This window comes from Rhizobium sp. PvP014, from assembly GCF_017876855.1.
GTDB classification, from domain to species: Bacteria; Pseudomonadota; Alphaproteobacteria; order Rhizobiales; family Rhizobiaceae; genus Neorhizobium; species Neorhizobium soli.
Window position 1 is genome coordinate 2,328,529 of the sequence record NZ_JAGIOT010000002.1, and the last position, 18,695, is coordinate 2,347,223.

General features: G+C 61.6%; 15 protein-coding genes. 7 read left to right on the plus strand and 8 right to left on the minus strand.

Annotated features, from left to right (window positions below; all coding sequences use genetic code 11):
• The first annotated feature begins 99 nt into the window (after positions 1-99).
• Positions 100-1,005: a LysR substrate-binding domain-containing protein gene (locus J3A65_RS15880; RefSeq protein WP_209902185.1), complete on the plus strand. Its 906-nt coding sequence runs from the start codon at positions 100-102 to the stop codon at positions 1,003-1,005.
• Positions 1,006-1,233: 228 nt separating this feature from the next.
• Positions 1,234-2,667, plus strand: coding sequence for a family 16 glycosylhydrolase (locus J3A65_RS15885; protein WP_209902187.1), 1,434 nt, complete (start codon positions 1,234-1,236; stop codon positions 2,665-2,667).
• Here the strand turns inward: J3A65_RS15885 and J3A65_RS15890 are convergent.
• Positions 2,598-3,590, minus strand: coding sequence for a hydrogen peroxide-inducible genes activator (locus J3A65_RS15890; protein WP_209902189.1), 993 nt, complete (start codon positions 3,588-3,590; stop codon positions 2,598-2,600). The genes J3A65_RS15885 and J3A65_RS15890 overlap by 70 nt on opposite strands.
• 138 nt (positions 3,591-3,728) lie before the next feature.
• Between J3A65_RS15890 and katG the strand changes: the two genes are divergently transcribed.
• Positions 3,729-5,933 (plus strand): catalase/peroxidase HPI, encoded by a 2,205-nt coding sequence (gene katG / locus J3A65_RS15895; protein WP_209902191.1) that lies wholly within the window; start codon positions 3,729-3,731, stop codon positions 5,931-5,933.
• A 54-nt stretch (positions 5,934-5,987) separates the two neighbouring features.
• On the opposite strand, the gene J3A65_RS15900 is transcribed toward katG, so the two are convergent.
• From J3A65_RS15900 to coxB, 5 genes are read right to left on the minus strand one after another with little or no spacing between them, the layout of a single operon-like run.
• Positions 5,988-7,040, minus strand: coding sequence for a c-type cytochrome (locus tag J3A65_RS15900; protein WP_245341563.1), 1,053 nt, complete (start codon positions 7,038-7,040; stop codon positions 5,988-5,990).
• Positions 7,037-7,678 carry a cytochrome c oxidase assembly protein gene (locus J3A65_RS15905; protein ID WP_209902193.1) on the minus strand — a complete coding sequence of 214 codons (642 nt, stop codon included), beginning with the start codon at positions 7,676-7,678 and terminating at the stop codon, positions 7,037-7,039. The genes J3A65_RS15900 and J3A65_RS15905 overlap by 4 nt, the downstream gene beginning before the upstream one ends.
• Positions 7,675-8,058, minus strand: coding sequence for a hypothetical protein (locus tag J3A65_RS15910; protein WP_062461668.1), 384 nt, complete (start codon positions 8,056-8,058; stop codon positions 7,675-7,677). The genes J3A65_RS15905 and J3A65_RS15910 overlap by 4 nt, the downstream gene beginning before the upstream one ends.
• Complete coding sequence (ctaD, locus tag J3A65_RS15915; RefSeq protein WP_209902196.1) at positions 8,055-10,571, minus strand: cytochrome c oxidase subunit I; 2,517 nt, start codon at positions 10,569-10,571, stop codon at positions 8,055-8,057. Before ctaD ends, J3A65_RS15910 begins: the two co-directional genes overlap by 4 nt.
• Positions 10,568-11,635, minus strand: coding sequence for a cytochrome c oxidase subunit II (coxB, locus tag J3A65_RS15920; protein ID WP_209902199.1), 1,068 nt, complete (start codon positions 11,633-11,635; stop codon positions 10,568-10,570). The genes ctaD and coxB overlap by 4 nt, the downstream gene beginning before the upstream one ends.
• Before the next feature lie 218 nt (positions 11,636-11,853).
• Here coxB and J3A65_RS15925 point away from each other — a divergent pair, with 218 nt between their 5' ends.
• Both J3A65_RS15925 and J3A65_RS15930 read left to right on the plus strand, forming a co-directional pair.
• Positions 11,854-12,771 carry a Ku protein gene (locus J3A65_RS15925; RefSeq protein WP_209902201.1) on the plus strand — a complete coding sequence of 306 codons (918 nt, stop codon included), beginning with the start codon at positions 11,854-11,856 and terminating at the stop codon, positions 12,769-12,771.
• 14 nt (positions 12,772-12,785) lie between these two features.
• Positions 12,786-13,592, plus strand: a complete 807-nt coding sequence (locus J3A65_RS15930) for a Ku protein (protein ID WP_209902204.1) — start codon at positions 12,786-12,788, stop codon at positions 13,590-13,592.
• A gap of 304 nt (positions 13,593-13,896) precedes the next feature.
• Here the strand turns inward: J3A65_RS15930 and ligD are convergent, their stop codons facing one another.
• Complete coding sequence (ligD, locus tag J3A65_RS15935; RefSeq protein ID WP_209902206.1) at positions 13,897-16,581, minus strand: DNA ligase D; 2,685 nt, start codon at positions 16,579-16,581, stop codon at positions 13,897-13,899.
• 153 nt (positions 16,582-16,734) lie between these two features.
• On the opposite strand from ligD, the gene J3A65_RS15940 reads away from it, so the two are divergent.
• Complete coding sequence (locus J3A65_RS15940; RefSeq protein WP_209902208.1) at positions 16,735-17,169, plus strand: helix-turn-helix domain-containing protein; 435 nt, start codon at positions 16,735-16,737, stop codon at positions 17,167-17,169.
• 39 nt (positions 17,170-17,208) lie between these two features.
• Here J3A65_RS15940 and J3A65_RS15945 read toward each other — a convergent pair whose 3' ends face one another.
• Positions 17,209-17,958 carry an SDR family oxidoreductase gene (locus tag J3A65_RS15945; protein WP_209902211.1) on the minus strand — a complete coding sequence of 250 codons (750 nt, stop codon included), beginning with the start codon at positions 17,956-17,958 and terminating at the stop codon, positions 17,209-17,211.
• A gap of 219 nt (positions 17,959-18,177) precedes the next feature.
• Between J3A65_RS15945 and J3A65_RS15950 the strand changes: the two genes are divergently transcribed.
• Positions 18,178-18,687, plus strand: a complete 510-nt coding sequence (locus J3A65_RS15950; protein ID WP_209903564.1) for a disulfide bond formation protein B — start codon at positions 18,178-18,180, stop codon at positions 18,685-18,687.
• Positions 18,688-18,695 lie beyond the last annotated feature (8 nt).

Genomic DNA, 18,695 nt, shown 5'->3' on the forward strand with positions numbered 1-18,695 from the left:
CGAACTTATTTCCTTGGCCCTATGACAAAAACGACTAGCGCGAAACGGCGCGCTGGCGATAATGGATCGAACGCATCCCGACAAAACAGCGAGACCCTGATGGAGCAACGTCGCAGGCGCCTGCCGTCCACCGCATCGCTTCAGGTTCTGCTGGCGGTGGCCGAACGCGGATCGACGAGTGCTGCCGCGGAAACGACGGCGCTGTCCCAGAGTGCTGTGAGCAAGCAGCTGCTGGCGCTGGAGGAATTGATCGGCAGCCCCGCCTTCCTGCGCACGCCGCGCGGCATGGTGGCAACCGAGGCCGGCCGCATCTATATCGACCACGCGCGCACGGCCCTGAAGGCCATGGAGGATGCGGCCCTGCTGGTCGCACGGCTGAAGCCCGGCCCGGGCGTGCTGCGCTTGCAGGTCCTGCCGATTTTCGGCGATCGCTGGCTGTTGCCGAAGTTTCATCTGTTTGCGGAACAGCATCCTGACATCGAGGTGCAGTTCACGACCTTCATCTCGCCATCGCAGTCTGAAGTCCCGGACGGCATTTTCGAGTTTGCGGCGACGCCACAACACCGAGACAACAGCACCTATCTCTTCGGTCAAGACGTGCTTCTGGTGAGCGCACCGAACTATTTCGCCAAGGCCGGAACGCCTTGTGACATCGACGACCTTGCCGAACACGTGATGCTCGAACATCCCCAGACGCCGTTTCACTGGCAGAATTTTGCCGCCCATCACAACCGTGACGGCGCCACCGTCCGCCACATTACCCGCTTCGGCTATTACACGATGGTGATCCGCGCCGCACTTGCAGGCCAGGGCATGGCCCTGATCCCGCGCGGCCTGATCCTCGACGAGATTGCTACCGGCAGGCTCATCAATCCGGCCGGCCTCGGTTACCGGAGCGATTTCGGCTACTGGTTCAGTACGCCCCATATCCATTCCAGCCCGTCCATGCTGACATTCAAGACATGGCTGACCGCGCAGCTGGGACCTGAACTGGATCGCCCGTAACCGCGACTGTCCACAGCCAGATCTGGCACACCTGCCCCATGCCCGCACGCTTCTGTCGCAAAAAAGGACGGCACGAACAGTCGCGTCCAGAAATGGGAACAGCTTGTTCAGCCCTCCAGCGGTTCGCGCTGTGCGGTGCAGCATCGACGCGGTAGCCTGAAACAGGGAGCTCTGACGAAACGGAGGAGAAGACCAAAGGTCAACGTTTTTCAAACAGGAGACACTTTGATGACCAAAACCGTTTTGAACGCCCTTGGCGAAACTTTGTATTACAGCGGCACATCCAAAGCCTGGATTTCGGCGACGGGTGCCGGCACCGCACTCTCAGGCACAGCGGCCAATGACTCCATGTACGGCGACAGCGCCGTCAACGTGACCATGAGCGGCGGCGCCGGCGACGATGTCTATTATCTCTATTCCAGCATCAACCGGGCCGCTGAAGCGGCAGGCCAGGGCATCGACACGGTCGATACCTGGATGAGCTACACGCTGCCGGACAATATCGAAAACCTGCGCGTCACCGGTGACAACCGCTTCGCCTTCGGCAACGATCTCGACAACATCATCTCGGGCTCGTCCTCGCGCCAGACCTTCGATGGCGGTGCGGGGAACGACGTGCTGACCGGTGGCGGCGGGGCCGACACATTCATCGTCGCCAAGGGCAATGGCAGCGACCTGATCACCGATTTCAGTGCCGACGACAAGATCCGCCTCGATGGCTACAGCTTCACCTCCTTCGAACAGGTGGGCAACAGCCTGACCCAGGAAGGCGCCAATCTGCGGCTTGACCTCGGGGACGGCGACAGCCTCGTGTTTGCGGGCACGACAGCCGATGACCTGTCTGCCGACCAGTTTGCGCTCAGCCTCGACCGCTCGGTCCTGACGAAGACATTCGGCGACGAGTTCAACGCGCTTTCCCTGAATAACGGCACGAGCGGCACGTGGGACGCAAACTTCCACTGGGCGCCGGACCAGGGCAGTTCCCTGCCGACGAATGGCGAAAGCCAATGGTACGTGAACCCGCTTTATGCGCCGACCGCCGGCTACAGCCCGTTCTCGGTCTCAAACGGCGCGCTGACGATCACCGCCAAGAATACGCCGGATGCGATCTCGGACGCGGTCAACGGCTACGACTACGTGTCTGGAATGTTGAACACCTATTCGACATTCTCGCAGACCTACGGCTATTTCGAAATGCGCGCCGACATGCCGACCGACCAGGCGACATGGCCAGCCTTCTGGCTGCTGCCGGAAGACGGATCGTGGCCACCGGAAATAGACGTGGTGGAAATGCGCGGCCAGGACCCGAACACGGTTCATGTTTCCGCGCATTCCAATGAGACCGGCAAGCAGACCACGCAGACGTCTGCGATCAGCGTTCCCAGCACCGAAGGCTTCCACACCTACGGCATGCTGTGGACCGAAGAGGAAATCGTCTGGTATTTCGACGACGTGGCGATTGCCAGCGCCGAGACACCGTCAGACATGCATGACCCGATGTACCTTCTGGTCAATCTGGCCGTCGGCGGCGCGGCCGGGAAGCCGGGCGATCTGTCCGGCGGAGCCAAGATGGTCATCGACTATATCCATGCCTACGAAATCGACGACGACGCAGCGCCTACGTCGTCGATCTCGAGCGCTTCGGACGACGGCCTCGTATAGGCCGTCTGCTGCTGCCGCATGATGGCGGCCGCACCAAGCACCACGTCTGCGACCTGCAGCAACTGCTTGGCAAGCGGCGTCGAATTGCGCCAGATCATGCCGATGCTGCGGGCCGGTGGCGGTGAATCGAACCGCGAAATGGAGACCCGCGCGGAGCGGGTCTCGACCGGCACCGCCATTTCCGGAATGAGCGTGACGCCGATGCCGGCACCGACCATCTGCACCAGCGTCGACAGCGAGCTTCCCTCCATGATTTCCCGCGACAGGATCTCGCGCGGGCGGTTCGACCCGATGCCGCAGAAGGACAGCGCCTGATCGCGGAAACAATGTCCCTCCTCAAGAAGGAGAAGCCGCATTTCCTTGAGCGCATCCGGCTCCGGCACCGGCTTCGCCCCATCCTCACGGCTGCGCACCAGCACGAATTCCTCGTCGAACAGTTTGAGCTCCGTCAGTGAAGGCTCGGAGACGGGCAGCGCGACGATCGCCACATCGAGCCCGCCCTGCATCACTTCCTGCACCAGTCTGGTCGTCTGCGTTTCGCGGATCTCGACCCGGATCCCGTCGAATGCCCGGTTGAGCTCGTTGATAACAGATGGAAGCAGATAGGGTGCAACGGTCGGGATGACGCCGATGCGAAGCCGCGACAGAAACCGGTCCCGCGACGCGCGCGACAGATCCGCGAGTTCGTCGGCTGCCCGCACGATGTCGCGCGCCCGGAGCGCAAAAAGCTCGCCGAACGCGGTCAGCCGGACGTCGCGCGTGCCCCGGTCGAACAGGGCCCGACCGACCTGATCCTCGAGTTCCTTGATCTGCATCGACAGCGCAGGCTGAGAGATGGCGCAGGCTTCAGCCGCCTTGCGGAAACTCGCGTCGCGCGCCAAAGCCTCGAAATAGCGGAGCTGTTTGAGAGTAAAATTGGTCATAAGGTGAAATTATCGCAACCATCAGGAAATCCAACTTAAATTTATCGAAATGTTCCTGTAGGACTTGAGACACCGGGTTGCGACACACAATCCTCCCCTTTTCATGCAATGCACGACAGACAATCTAAGGAGAATGTCATGGACACGAAAACTGACACTGCGGGCAAGTGTCCCGTTGCACATGGCCAGAACCCCCAGGGCAATACGCCCCGCGGTCGCTCGAACCGCGACTGGTGGCCAAGCCAGCTGAACGTTCAGATTTTGCATACCCACACGGCACTGGCCAACCCACTGGGCAAGTCGTTTGATTATGCCGAAGAATTCAAGACGCTCGATCTCGACGCCGTGAAGCAGGACCTTCACGCGCTGATGACCGATAGCAAGGACTGGTGGCCGGCCGACTTCGGTCATTACGGCGGCCTGTTCATCCGCATGGCTTGGCACAGCGCCGGCACCTATCGCATCACCGACGGCCGCGGCGGCGCCGGCATGGGCCAGCAGCGTTTCGCACCGCTCAACAGCTGGCCTGACAACGTCAACCTCGACAAGGCCCGCCGCCTTCTGTGGCCGATCAAGCAGAAATACGGCAACAAGATCTCCTGGGCCGACCTGATGATCCTGACCGGCAACGTCGCGCTGGAATCAATGGGCTTCAAGACCTTCGGTTTCGCCGGCGGCCGTGCCGACGTCTGGGAGCCGGAAGAACTCTATTGGGGTCCCGAAGGTAGCTGGCTGGGCGACGAGCGCTATAGCGGCGAGCGCGAGCTGGCCGAACCCCTCGGCGCCGTGCAGATGGGCCTCATCTACGTCAACCCGGAAGGCCCGAACGGCAACCCGGACCCGCTGGCCTCGGCCCGCGACATCAGAAGCACGTTTGCCCGCATGGCGATGAACGACGAGGAAACCGTGGCGCTGGTCGCCGGCGGCCACACGTTCGGCAAGACCCATGGCGCCGGTGATCCGTCGCTGGTCGGAACCGACCCGGAAGGCGGCGAGCTGGAATCCCAGGGCCTCGGCTGGGCGAGCAAGCACGGCACCGGCATGGGCGCCGACACGATCGGCAGCGGTCTCGAAGTCACCTGGTCGCAGACGCCGACCCAGTGGAGCAACTACTTCTTCGAAAACCTGTTCGGCTTCGAATGGGAACTGACGAAGAGCCCGGGCGGCGCCCATCAGTGGCAGGCAAAGAACGCCGAAGCTTCGGTACCCGACGCGCATATCCCCGGCCGCAAGCATGTCCCGACCATGCTCACCTCCGACCTGGCGCTGCGTTTCGACCCGATCTACGAGCCGATCTCGCGCCGCTTCCTCGAAAACCCGGCTGAATTTGCCGACGCGTTTGCCCGCGCCTGGTTCAAGCTGACGCACCGCGACATGGGCCCGAAGGTTCGCTACCTCGGCCCGGAAGTGCCAGCCGAAGACCTGATCTGGCAGGACGTCATTCCGCCGGTCGATCATCCGCTGATCGACGATGCTGACATCGCCAACCTCAAGGAAAAGGTTCTGGCAACCGGTCTTTCGGTTCAGGAACTGGTGTCTACCGCCTGGGCCTCGGCGTCCAGCTTCCGCGGTTCCGACAAGCGCGGCGGTGCCAACGGTGCCCGCATCCGTCTGAGCCCTCAGAAGGACTGGGAAGTCAACCAGCCGGAACAGCTTGCCAAGGTTCTCCGTCAGCTGGAAGACATCCAGACCGCCTTCAACACGGCCCATGCCGGTGCAAAGAAGGTCTCGCTTGCCGACCTGATCGTGCTGGCTGGCGCTGCCGGCGTTGAAAAGGCGGCGAAGGCTGCTGGTCACGATGTCGTCGTGCCCTTCTCGCCCGGCCGGATGGATGCCTCCGAGGCGCAGACCGACGCCCTGTCGTTTGCAGCACTCGAGCCCCGCATCGACGGTTTCCGCAACTACGTGAACGAAAAGCGCACGCAGTTCATGCAGGCGGAAGAAGCACTGGTCGACCGTGCCCAGCTTCTGACGCTGACGGCACCGGAAATGACCGTTCTGGTCGGAGGCCTTCGTGTTCTGAACGTCGGCACACCTGAGCACGGCGTGTTCACGAATGCCAAGGAAACGCTGACGAACGACTTCTTCGTCAACCTCCTCGACATGGGCACCGTCTGGGCACCTGTTGCCGGCGAGCGTGGCGTCTATGAAGGTCGCGACCGCAGCACCAGCGCGCAGAAGTGGACTGCCACCCGCGCCGACCTCATCTTCGGCTCGCATTCGCAGCTGCGCGCGATTGCCGAGATCTATGCCCAGGCCGATGCCAAGATGAAGTTCGTCAAGGATTTCGTGGCCGCATGGGTGAAGGTGATGAACGCAGACCGTTTCGACCTGCGCGCCTAAAAACAAACCGGCCGGACGCACCACCCGTTGCGCCCGGCCGATCTCTTTCAGGCGTCAGCGCTGGCTGAAGAAAGCCGAGAGAGCATCGATATCGTCGTCCTGAAGATATTTTGCAGCATTCACCATCAGATGGCTCGATGCCGTGCCGCCACGAGCGCCGCCTCGAAACAGATCGAGCTGCTGCTTCAGATAGGCGGCATTCTGACCCGACAATTTCGGATAGGCAGGGTTCGCACCGTCCTTGTCATGACAGCCGAGACAGACGGGGATCTTGTCCGCTGACCGTCCCTTTTCGGCAAGCTCGCGGCCTCTTTCCACAAGCGCCTGGTCCTTCGGCGGCATATCGCGTTTCGGACTTTGCTGACCGGCATAGTAGCGCGCCAGTTCCGGCAGGCTTTCTTCCGGGAGCGTGCCGACTGCGACACCCATGATGCCGCTTGGCCGCCTGTTGTCGTGATAGGCCTTGAGGCTTTCCAGCAGATAGGTCTCCGACTGTCCTGCGAGACGCGGGATTATGCTGCCATCGTTGAGCTTTGCTTCCGCATGACAGCTTTCGCAGGTGATCGGCAGCGGCGACACTTCGCCCGCGGTTCCCATGCCGTGCAGACCTGATGCTGCGATATAGGCCTTGCCGTCCATCTCAGGCAGTTTGCGCAGAAACGCCACCATCGCCCAGACTTCGTCGTCACGCGTCTGCACCGGCCAGGCCGGCATGCCGGTAAAGCGAACGCCGTGCTTGACGATCTCGAACAACTGCGCGTCGGTCCAGGTCGGCACGACTACTTTCAGATCCGGCGGCGGCGGAAGCATCGACAGCACGGCATCGGACCGGCCCTGTGCCGGCGACCCGTGACAGGTGGCGCATCCGCTTTCGAAATGGCCGGCAGCGGCCGGCACCAAAGCCGGATTGTCGAGCGGTGGCGGATCGACGGACATTGAGGCAGTGCTGACCGAATTGCGCATAACCCAATGCAGGAACCAGTCGGTCGCCGCCCAGTGTCCCGTCGAGGCGCGCACGCTGATCAGGCCCGACCACGCGACGCCGAGGCCGAGGATAGGCGCAAGGATGGCAAGAATGATCAGATGCTTCCAGCGGATCGTCATCATGCGTTCCCCTCAAGCTCAGGAGCCGGATCATGCCTCAGCATGCCGGCGAGCAGCGCCACGCCGCCTGCAAGATAGACGATAGCACCAACCAGCAGCATCACCACACCGCCTGTCTGCTGATCGGCGAGTGCGGTGAGCGGTATACCGAAACAGCTCACCTCGCCCGCGCCGTAAAGCGGCCGCGGCGAAAGCGACAGGAGCGCGCCGAGCAGCGTCATATGCATCGAGGTAAACAAGAGGCCGAACGTGCCGGCAAGTCGACGCGCCTCGCGTCCCGATGCCGCACCGCCGAGACAGGAGAGCCACAGCGTCAGCCCGGCCGTGAGAAATACCATCTGCTCGAGAGCGGCGAACGGGACCGACCCTTCCGATAGCTCGCGCATGGCCGGAATATGCCAGCCCCAGACGGCAAACAGTTCCAGCACCGAGGCGAGCATCGGTGTGAGCCAGAGATGACCGGCCGTGAAATCGAAGCGGCTTCCGGACATGCCAAACGCGATCAACGGCGACGCGATGGCAACCACACCCATATGCGCGACCATGTGCACCGAGAACGAGCCACGATCGGAAAACGGCAGGATGCCGAACCACAGCAGACCGAGGACCAGCGCTCCCGAGATCAGCGCAAGGCGTTTCATGGCTGGCACTCCGCAATGAAGATCAGCGGAATGGCCGCATAGACGACCGACACGAAGCTCAGGCCCGACAGAAGCAGCGTTGCAAACCCTTGGAACAGCGTGCGCGACGAGCGCGTCGGTTCGTCATGCGGCGCGTCCTTGGCACCGAACCCCCACTGGCGCCAGGCGAGATAGGCCGAAAGCACGATCATCGCGAGCGCGGCGAGTGTCACGACGACAAGCACGATCCGGACCGTATCGAAGCTGAACGACGCCGGCAGACGCTTGGCGCAGAAAACCGCGACCGTCGCATAGCAGATGATGAAATGCAGCGCCCAAACCACGGGCGCCGTAAACAGGGTCCAGAGAGTTTCGACCTCGCGGGGGATAACGCTCTTCATGATGCCACCAGCGGAAAGAGACCGAGCACGCCGAACGTGACGACGGCGGTAAACGCCATGAAATGCCAGTAGAGCGTGACGTTGCGGATATCCTGATCGTATTCGCCTGTCATGTTGCCGGTGAGGCTGCGGGCAAGGCAGTAGAGCTGCATCACGACGCCGACCACGCCGTGGATGACGGTCCAGAGGGCAATCACCCAGACGGTGGCCGGATAGACGTTGGAAGTCGGGTCCATGCCGGTAAGATATGGACCGGCGAGACCGGCAAGCGAGGCGGCGATGGTAACGGCTGCGGCTGCAACGAGGGCAAAGCGGCAACCCGTTGGGCCCTTCTCGTTCAGCTGCCGGGCCAGCATCGTCAGGCCCCAGGCCGCTAGATAAAGCAGTAGTGCCACCATCGGCCAGAACACGCCGGGCCCGGCACTGACGCCGGTATAATCGTCATGCACCGTCCAGTAGAAGAAATAGCCGAAGATCAGGCTGGCAAAGGCGGTACCGTCACCGACCATAGTGATGAACATCGCCCACCATCCGACGGACGCGGGGCCTGAAACATAGACCGGCAGGCTGAGGCCCAGCCCGACATCGGTTTCAGCCGTCTCCGGAATCTGTGCCGTGCCCGTCCACAGCCAGTAGATGATTGCGATAAAGGTGATGATGGCGCAGATGATGGTGGGGATCCACCAGTGGAAGGTGAGCGCGATAAACACGCCACCCAGCGACAGGGCGGCTATGATGGTGACATAGGACACACCGCCGACGCGCAGGCACTGCAGCGGCTTGGCATCGAGCACCGACGTGACCAGCGTCTCACGCCTGCCGGATTTCGCATCCGGCAGATAGAACCGGCCAGCCTCGATATCGGCCTGCAGGTTGGGCTGGTCCCATAGCGGATAGCGGCTGGTGATGATGGGCACGGAGCGCATGCCCCAGCTCTCATCCGGATCGTTGGTCCATTCCAGCGTGCCGGAATTCCACGGGTTGAGATTGCGCTCTGCCGGCTTGGGTTTCGGGCGGAAGATGTCGATCACGAAGGTGGCGACACCGGCTGCAAAGATGAAGGCGCCGATGGTCGAGACGAGGTTGAAAATATCCCAGCCGAATTCTTCCGGGTAGGTGAAGACGCGTCGCGGCATGCCCCGCAGCCCGGAAAAATGCATCGGGAAGAACGCGGTGTTGAAGCCTGTGAACATCAGCCAGAACGACACCTTGCCCCAGGTATCCGACAGCTTTTTGCCGGTCACGAAGGGGAAGTAATAGTAGATGCCGGCGACGATCGGGAAGAACATGCCGCCGATCAGCACGTAATGCAGGTGGGCCACGATGAAATAGGTGTCATGCGCCTGCCAGTCGAACGGAACGAGGGCCACCATGACGCCGGTCAGCCCGCCGATCACGAAGATGATCAGCCCGCCCGCGCCAAACAGCATCGGCACCGAAAAGATCACCCGGCCCGCAAGCATGGTGGCGATGAATACGAAGATCTGCACCCCGGTCGGGATCGCCACCGCTTCCGATGCCGCCGAGAAGAAGGCGAGCGAAATCTGCGGCAGGCCGGTCGCAAACATGTGGTGGACCCACAGCCCGAAACTCAGGAAACCCGTACCGACAGCCGCCAACACGATCCAGGAATAGCCAACGATCGGACGCTGCGAAAATGTCGGCACGATCATCGCCATCAGCGCGATGGCCGGCAGGAAGACGATGTAGACTTCCGGGTGGCCAAAGATCCAGAACAGATGCTGCCAGAGCAAGGGATCGCCGCCGCGCGATGGATCGAAGAACGGCCAGTTGAACATCCGCTCCATCTCGAACAGGATGTCGCCGGCAATCAGCGGCGGGAAGGCAAACAGGATCATCCCCGCGACGATCAGCAGATACCAGGCAAACATCGGCATCATGTTGATGCGCATGCCGGGCGCGCGGCATTTCATGATGCCGACGATGATCTCGACGGCTGCGGCAATCGATGCCACCTCGATGAAGGAGAGGCCGAGCAGCCAGATGTCGGCGCCGATGCCGGCATATTCCTTGTCGGTGGCAAGCGGCGGATACATGAACCAGCCGGCATTGGGTGCCGCGTTGAAGAAGATCGAGCCGCAGACGAAGATGCCGCCGAGAAGGAAACTCCAGTAGCCGAAGGCCGACAGCCGCGGGAACGGCAGTTCGCGTGCGCCGAGCATGGACGGCAGAAGAAAGATCGCGATCGCCTCGAAGATCGGCACCGCGAACAGGAACATCATGACCGTGCCATGCAGGGTGAAGACCTGGTTGAACAGCTCGGCCGACATGAAATCGTTGTTGGGAACGACGAGCTGCATCCGAATCAGCAGTCCGAGAACGCCGGCAAACAGCATGAAAACGAATGCGGTGACGCCGTACCAGAGCCCGATCTCGCTGTTGTTGACCGACGTCCAGTAGCGCCAGCCTTTGGGCGTTTCCCAGGTGTCGCGCAGCCTCTTTTCCTGGGCGGCGCGCTCCTCGGGCGAGAAATTTCCGAGTTCAACGCTCATCGAAGCCCCTTCAGATACTGTGCAATGCGATCGGTTTCGGCTTCGGGCAACATATTGTAATGCGGCATCCGCACGCCCGGCTTGACGCCGGCGGGATCGCGCAGGAAGCGGGCGATATCGGCGGTGGAATTGCCAAGCGTGCCGGCACCGACCGAACCGCGCTCGCCGAATGCAGTCAGATCCGGGCCGATGACGCCGCGCGCCTCGGTGCCTGAAATCGCATGGCAGGCTGAACAGCCGTTTTTCAGAAACAGTGCCAACCCCTCGGCATCCCCGCCACCGGACGCGCTGCGGCGGGATGCGAGCCAGGCGTCATAGGCCGGCTTTTCCATCACCTCCACGGTAAAGCCCATCAGCGCATGCGAGGTGCCGCAGAATTCGGCGCAGACTCCGCGATAGGAGCCGGGCTTGTTGCCCTCCAGCGTCAACACGTTGCGACGGCCGGGGATCATGTCCATCTTGCCGCCGAGCACCGGGATCCAGAACGAATGGATGACATCGGGCGAGGTCAGCTGAAACGCCACCCGCTCGCCGACAGGCATGCGGATCTCGTTGGCGGTCTCGAAGGCGACAGAGCCGTCCGGATCGAGATAACGGACCCGCCACCAGTACTGCTCGCCGGTAACATCGATCTGTTGCAGCCCCTCACCGCCTCCCGAGAAAAACGGACGGACATTCGGCATCAGCCACATGGCGTAGGATAACAGCGCGCCGAGAACGATGCAGGGCATCACGGCGCCGCCCCAGAGGATCAGCTTTCCCGCCCCCTGTTCGGAATGGGCGTTCTTCTTGCGCGCCGCATAAAACAGAAGCGCCACGACGCCGACCCAGATTACCGCGCCGCCGATCAGCATCGCGAAGAACAGTGTCGCGACACCCGCGGCTTCCCGTCCCGCGGGATCAAGCACCGACTGCACGCCGGAGCAGGAAACCATCAGCGGACAGAGGAGAATTAGGGAAAGGACTGCTTTCGCCGCAGGCAGAAGGGCGCGGACGATGACATCGTCGAAATAGGTTTGAGATCGGGTTGGCCGGCTGTCGCCGGTCACGCGGTCATCGTTCATTCTGCTCTTCACCCCCGGCTCGAACAGGCGCAATGCATGACTTCTAATTTTGTTCCCACCCCAAACGAAATTTTTTTACCCGGTGGAAACGATAAGCGTTAAGGGCCGCGTCGCATCGAACTTCATGACAACCGCTCGCGAAAAGGAACTATCGCCCTCTGGCTCCGTTACGTCATCTTCGTTGACGATCCCGCCGTCAAGCAAGGGAGCAGGTTGATATGAGTGCACCACGTGCCAACTGGAAAGGTCATATCAAGTTCGGCGAGGTGAGCTGCCCTGTCGCGCTCTACACAGCGGTTTCATCGTCGGACCGGATCAGCTTCAACATCCTCAATCGCAAGACCGGAAATCGCGTGCGCCGCGAGTTTGTGGACAGCGAGACAGGTGACCCCGTCGAGCACGACGACCAGGTGAAGGGCTACGAGACCGGCAGCGGCAAATACGTGGTGCTGGAACCCGAGGAAATCGCCGCCGCTATCCCCGAGAGCGACAAGACACTCGATATCGACGCGTTCATTCCATGCTCGGAAATCGACGACATCTATTTCGACAAGCCCTATTATCTCGCGCCCCAAAAGCTCGGCGAGGAAGCCTTTGCGCTTCTGCGCGACGGCATGAAGGAGGCGGGCGTCGCAGCGATCGCCAGCACCGTGCTTTTCCGGCGGTTGCGGACAGTGCTGATCCGTCCCCACGGCGACGGGCTGATCGGCACCACGCTCAATTTCGATTACGAGGTCCGCTCGACGGACAAGGCCTTCGAAGACGTGACAGAGGTCAAGATCGACAAGGAGATGCTCGAACTCGCCTCCCATATCATCGGCACCAAGAAGGGTAGCTACGACCCGACCAAGTTCGACGACCGGTATGAAGAAGCGCTGGCCGAACTGGTGAAGGCGAAGCTCGAGGGCAAGAAGATCCCGAAGCGGAAGGCCCCGACAGCCTCCAAACCATCCGATCTTCTGCAGGCCCTGCGTGAAAGCGCCGGCATGGGCGGCAAGTCCGGATCAACGGACAAGCCGAAGGCAAAGACCAAGGCGAGCGCCAAGCCGAAATCCGCCAACACCAACAAGACGCCGCGCAAGACTGCCAAGTCAGCACCATCATCCTCGACAAGCACGCGCCGCAAGGCCGGTTAAGGGAAACGACAGCCATGGCGATACGTCCCTACTGGAAAGGCTATCTGAAGCTTTCGCTCGTCACCTGCTCCGTCGAGATGACACCGGCGACCTCGGAAAGCGAGAAGGTGCGCTTCCACACGCTTAACCGCGAAACCGGCAACCGGGTGCAGAGCCACTACGTGGACTCGGTGACCGGCAAGCCCGTGCGTGATGACGATGAAGTCAAAGGCTATCAGCGCGGCGAAGACGACTACGTGATGCTGGAAGACGAAGAGCTCGACAATGTCGCGCTTGAAAGCACCAAGACGATCGACATCTCGACCTTCACGCCTCGCGCCGAAATCGACTGGATCTGGCTTGATACCCCCTACTATCTAACGCCCAACGAGAAGGTCAGCGAAGAGGCATTCTCGGTGATCCGCGCCGCGATGGACAGCCAGGAGATGGTCGGCATTTCGCGACTGGTGCTCGGACGGCGCGAGCGGGCCGTGATGATCGAGCCCCGCGGCAAGGGCATCGTTCTCTGGACTCTACGCTTCGGCGACGAGGTGCGCGAAGCCAAGGACTATTTCGACGGACTGGACAAGGCCGAGCCCGAGAAAGAAACGCTGCCGCTGATCCGCAAGCTGATCGAACAGCAGACCCGCCCCTGGGACGCGAAATTCGTGACAGATCCGGTGCAGGACAATCTGCTCGACATCATCAAGTCGAAGAAGAAGCAACGCCGCCCGGCACCGAAGAAGGCCGAAAAGGAAGAGTCGGAGAAGCCGAGCAACGTCATCGACATCATGGATGCGCTGAAACGCTCGCTGGCGGCAGACAAGCGGAAGAGCAAGTAAGGCGACGGCTGGTGGGGAACGGCAGCCTTGGACTGCTCGCGAACGCTTAAGAAGTTTGTTTGACCGGAGCGGTACCCCAACCTTCCTCATCCTCGCCCTTGTGGCGGGGATACAGCGACCCGACGTCCGTCGGGTCAAAGACTCTCTTCAGCTCAAGGACTTGAGCTGACTGGATCCCCGCCACAAGGGCGAGGATGAGGGGAGTTTGGGACTGGCCTCAATTTCCCAAGTGACTGCAGAGTTGTTCGATAAAGCGTTCTTAGCAACCTGCGACCGACCGCCTACCGCCGACCTATCGTCCCCCTCAGCCCCGAGCCTCAACCTTCTTCAATCGCTTGATCGCCTCGGCAAGCGGCCGTTCGGCGTCGCAATAGTCCTTCCACGCCTCGGTTTTCGCAATCAGCGCCGGCACCGTATGAATGGTGAAGCGCTGCGGGTCGAGGTCGGCTTTGACCTGGGTCCAGGTGAGCGGCATGGAGACCGTCGCACCCTCGCGCGCACGCGGCGAAAGCGGCGCGACGGCTGTCGCCATGCGGTCGTTTCGCAGATAGTCGATGAAGATGCGGCCTTCACGCAGCTTCTTCGACATCTTGGTGAGATAGAGATCGGGATCGTCCTGCGCCATCAGGTTGGAAACCCGGTGCGCGAAATCCTTGGCTTCATCCCAGGTTAGTTCCTTGCGGCCGCCCGTCTTCAGCGGCACGACCACGTGCAGGCCCTTGCCGCCCGTCGTCTTGCAAAAGCTCATCAGCCCCAGTTCGTCGAGCCGATCGCGGATTTCCCGCGCCGCCTCGACTACCTTCGGAAAGGCGACATCGGGAGCGGGATCGAGGTCGAAGACGAGCCTTCCGGGAACCTCGGGCTTGTTCGGCTGGCAGTTCCATGGGTGCAGTTCCAGCGATCCGACCTGCGCGAGAGCTGCCAGTCCCTCGATGCGATCGACCTGCAGATAGGCCTTCTTGTCGCCATGGACCTTGACCAGTTCCAGAAGGTTCGATGTGCCCTGCATGGCATGCCGCTGGAAGAACTGCTCGCCGCCGATCCCGTCGGGCGCGCGGATGACCGAGCAGGGCCGACCCTTGATGTGCTCTATCATCCAGCCCGCGACCGATTCGTAGTAATGGCCGAGATCCTCCTTGGTAACAGGCGTGTCACCGTTCTGGGCATCGCTTGGCCAGAGCGGCTTGTCGGGATTGGAGAGCATCACGCCCATCACTTCCGCCTTGCCGCCCCTGCCGCGCGGCACCTTCGTGGGTTTCGCGCCGCTGGCGGTCTTTTCCGCCTTTGGCTGCGGCGTCTCCTGATCCGGTGAAGCCGGCTTTTCCGCCTCAACTTCATCAGCCGGCTTGTCTTCGCGCAGGCCCTTGAATGCCGCCTGGCGCACCTGACCATCATTGGTCCAGCCCGCGAACTGGATCTCGGCAACCAGCTCCGGTTTCACCCAATGCATGTCCTTGGTCTTCTTCGGCGCTCCGATACCGGTAAACGGACTTTTCTCGGCTGAAAGTGGTTCGAGCTTGGACATCAGATCCGCAGCCCTGCCCGCACCAAAACCGGTTCCGACGCGTCCGACATAGACGAAATGGTTGTCGCGATAGACCCCGGCGAGAAGCGAGCGGAACTTGCCTTCGGTTGTCGCATAGCCGCCGATCACCACTTCGTGGCCGGCCCGGCACTTGGCCTTGACCCAGGTGTCGCTTCGCCCCGACCGGTACGGCGCGTCCGCCTGTTTCGAGACGATGCCTTCGAGCGAGAGACGGCAGGCGGAACGCAGAACCGCATCGCCACCGGTTTCGAAATGGTCGACATAGCGGATCCGTGCACCGGGTTCCGCTTCGGCAATCACCTGCGACAGCCGCGATTTGCGCTCGTCCAGCGGCATGTCGCGCAGGTCCTGCCCCTCGTGGAAAAGGAGATCGAAGGCGAAATAGACGAGGTCGTCTGTCTTGTCTTCCGAAAGTGCTGCCTGCAGCGCTGCGAAGTCAGGCGCGCCGTCATGATCGAGCGCGCAGATCTCGCCGTCGATCACCGTATCCGGCAGAACTGCGGCACCCTTGCCGATCTGCGAGAACCGATCCGTCCAGTCGAGCCCCTTGCGGGTCCTTAAGATGGTTTTGCCGTCCTGCACGCGCATCTGAACCCGATATCCATCGAACTTGATCTCGTGCAGCCAACCGGCTGCCGACGGTGGACGGTCGCGGATCTGGCAGAGTTGCGGCGCGATGAAATCCGGCATCTTCACCGAAGCAGGCTTCGCCTTATCTGCACTCTTGCCCTTATCTGCGGCCTTGTCCTCCGCCTTGCCGCGCCGTTCGTCAGCCGCCAGTCCTTCGCTACTGTCCCACACCGCATCCGCATCGACCGCGCCGCTGGTCAGCATGAAAGGCTTCGGCTTGCGTCCCTTGCCCGCAGCGATCGTTGCCATGTCGCGACCGGACGCGACCGACGTTTCGGCCTCCTTCAGAACCGCATCGCCGTCCTTGTCGACCGAGTGATCGTCGTGGTGCTTGATCAGCAGCCAGTTGGTGCGCTTGCCGCCATCGCGGTCCTTTTTCATCCGCACCAGCACGAAGCCGCCCTGCAGCCTTTCGCCATCCAGGATGAACTTGAAATCGCCCTTGGCGAGCGCCTTTTCGAGTGGAAGCGCGCCGTCGACTTCCCAGTATCCCCGATCCCAGAGCATGACAGTTCCGCCGCCATACTCGCCTTTCGGAATGGTCCCTTCGAAATCGCCGTAATCGAGCGGATGATCCTCGACCTCGACCGCAAGGCGCTTGTCCTGGGGATCGAGCGAGGGTCCACGGGTGACCGCCCAGGACTTGAACACGCCATCCATTTCCAGCCGCAGATCGTAATGCAGCCGCGTCGCATCGTGTTTCTGGATGACGAAGCGGCCACGCTTGGACGGCCGCACTTCGGCGGCGCCGCTCGGCTCCTTGGTCTTCTTGAAATCACGCTTGCTGCGGTAGGTTGAAAGAGTATCGGACATGGAACGCTCCCGGCACGGCTAGGGAGTCCGAATGTCCCACCGGCGCAATGGTTCCACAACGCACGGTGGATGGATCGAAGACCCTCGTCTTGCTGCATAACTCTCTTTTCGATACAAACGCACTCAAGGTTCGACAGCAGGGGATACGCCACCATGAGCACCCAACAGAAGCCGGTCTTCACGGCCGACGACGTGGCGCGGGCAGAGAGCTACAAGGCGCGCGACTATCCTGACAATGTCGATCCGAAGGTGGAAGACCTCGTCCGCCAGATGATCTCGGGCTTTGCGGACAAGTGGACGGTGGTCATCCTGGATACGCTGTGGGACGAGGGTGTTTTAAGGTTTTCCGACCTAGCCCGCCGCGTCACCGGCATCAGTCAGAAAATGCTGACCCAAACGCTTCGGCGCATGGAGCGCGACGGTCTTGTCATCCGGAAGACCTATGCCTGCGTGCCGCCCAAGGTGGAATACAGCCTCTCGCCGCTCGGCCTGACGCTCGGGGCTGCCTTTTGCAATGTGTGGATCTGGGCGGTCGAGAACCACGATGCGGTGGCGAAGGCGAGGACGGAGTTCGACGGCGAAGGCTGAAGGCGCCAACGATACCGGCGCCTCCAGAGATTGCAGCCGTCAGCTCGGGTTGATCATCGCAAAGACCTGGTCGAAATTGCCGGTGGCTTCGGCCGTGCGCTGCCGCATCACCCGCTGAACCATCACTTCTGACGGCGTCGGATCGGCGCAGAGCAGCCCGACGGACTCAGACACGAAATCGGCAAGCGGCATGGCTGTCGCGAATTTCGACTGGCCGGGCGTCAGCTCCGTCGCCACCTGCGGTGGGGCAAGCTCCACCACGGCGATCTTGGTGCTGCGCAACTCGTGCCGCAGGCTTGTCGTCCACGAGTGAATAGCCGCCTTGGTGGCGCTGTAGGTCATGGAATCGGTGCGCGGCACGAAGGCGAGGCCGGAGGAGACGGTGACGATCGCAGCTTCCGGCTTCTGGCGCAGATGCGGAAGCAGGGCCGAGGTGAGCCAGATCGGCGCGAGAAGATTGGTGGTGATGGTGCGCTCGGCGACATCGACGTCGTAAACGTCAGCGAGCACGTTCTCACGCTCCATGATGCCCGCATTGTGGATGACGACGTTGAGATCCGGATGATCCTTCACGACCGATGCGGCAAATGCGTTCAGGCCGTCCTTGTCCGTGACATCGAGCTGGTATCCGGAAAGCGCCGGATTGTCCTTCAGCGTTTCATTCAGACTCGCCTCGTTGCGCCCGGTGACGATCACCTTCGCGCCGTGTTCGGAAAGGGCGATGGCGAGACCGCGGCCGATGCCGGAATTGCCGCCGGTGATCAGGATTGTTGCTTTCGTGAAATCCATTTGCATTCTCCAATGCTGCTGATGCGCTTCAATATCATCCATAGTAACTTTTAGTAAGAAGGCACCTTTTCGTAAGAAATGGGAAATCGGATAGGGCCATCACGGCAATGTGCCGCACAGGGCCTGCCTGACAAGGGGCGCACGGTTTACAGGATGGCCGGTTCTGATTTACAGCTGCGCGCGAAATCTCGTCGGGAATACAAGGATAAGCCGATGGCGCTGACAGCTTCCACCACCCATGCCCGCAAGGGTCTCGGCCATGCGGTCATCGTCACGCTCGGCATGGCGGCAACCGTCGGCACGGCGCTCGGCTTCCAGTATCTCGGCGGCTATATTCCCTGTGCGATGTGCCTGCTGCAGCGCGAACCCTATTACTACGCAATTCCGGTCGGCATTCTTGCCATGGGCGCTCTGGCGTTCGGCATGCCCGCCTGGATCGGCCGCACGCTTCTGATCCTGGTCGGCCTGATGATGCTGGTCGGCGCCGGAATGGGCGTCTATCACGCGGGCGTCGAATGGGCCTTCTGGGAAGGTCCCGCAAGCTGCGGCGGCGGCGCGGGTGTCACGACCAATGCCGGCAGCCTTCTCTCCGATCTCAACACGGTGCACGGACCATCCTGCACGGAAGCAGCACTCCGCGTGCTCGGTCTGTCCTTTGCAGGCTGGAACGTGATCGCCAGCGTCATCCTCGCGGCCGTCGCCTTCATCGGTGCCAAGAAAGCCGCGTGAGCTGTAAC

Excerpts from the sequence above, each read along its gene's own strand:
- J3A65_RS15930 (WP_209902204.1), top strand. The coding sequence starts at position 12,786 with ATGGCGATACGTCCCTACTGGAAAGGCTATCTGAAGCTTTCGCTCGTC.
- J3A65_RS15925 (WP_209902201.1), top strand. The coding sequence starts at position 11,854 with ATGAGTGCACCACGTGCCAACTGGAAAGGTCATATCAAGTTCGGCGAG.
- ctaD (WP_209902196.1), bottom strand. The coding sequence starts at position 10,571 with ATGAGCGTTGAACTCGGAAATTTCTCGCCCGAGGAGCGCGCCGCCCAG.
- J3A65_RS15940 (WP_209902208.1), top strand. The coding sequence starts at position 16,735 with ATGAGCACCCAACAGAAGCCGGTCTTCACGGCCGACGACGTGGCGCGG.
- J3A65_RS15885 (WP_209902187.1), top strand. The coding sequence starts at position 1,234 with ATGACCAAAACCGTTTTGAACGCCCTTGGCGAAACTTTGTATTACAGC.
- katG (WP_209902191.1), top strand. The coding sequence starts at position 3,729 with ATGGACACGAAAACTGACACTGCGGGCAAGTGTCCCGTTGCACATGGC.
- J3A65_RS15880 (WP_209902185.1), top strand. The coding sequence starts at position 100 with ATGGAGCAACGTCGCAGGCGCCTGCCGTCCACCGCATCGCTTCAGGTT.
- J3A65_RS15890 (WP_209902189.1), bottom strand. The coding sequence starts at position 3,590 with ATGACCAATTTTACTCTCAAACAGCTCCGCTATTTCGAGGCTTTGGCG.
- J3A65_RS15945 (WP_209902211.1), bottom strand. The coding sequence starts at position 17,958 with ATGGATTTCACGAAAGCAACAATCCTGATCACCGGCGGCAATTCCGGC.
- J3A65_RS15900 (WP_245341563.1), bottom strand. The coding sequence starts at position 7,040 with ATGATGACGATCCGCTGGAAGCATCTGATCATTCTTGCCATCCTTGCG.
- ligD (WP_209902206.1), bottom strand. The coding sequence starts at position 16,581 with ATGTCCGATACTCTTTCAACCTACCGCAGCAAGCGTGATTTCAAGAAG.
- J3A65_RS15910 (WP_062461668.1), bottom strand. The coding sequence starts at position 8,058 with ATGAAGAGCGTTATCCCCCGCGAGGTCGAAACTCTCTGGACCCTGTTT.
- coxB (WP_209902199.1), bottom strand. The coding sequence starts at position 11,635 with ATGAACGATGACCGCGTGACCGGCGACAGCCGGCCAACCCGATCTCAA.
- J3A65_RS15905 (WP_209902193.1), bottom strand. The coding sequence starts at position 7,678 with ATGAAACGCCTTGCGCTGATCTCGGGAGCGCTGGTCCTCGGTCTGCTG.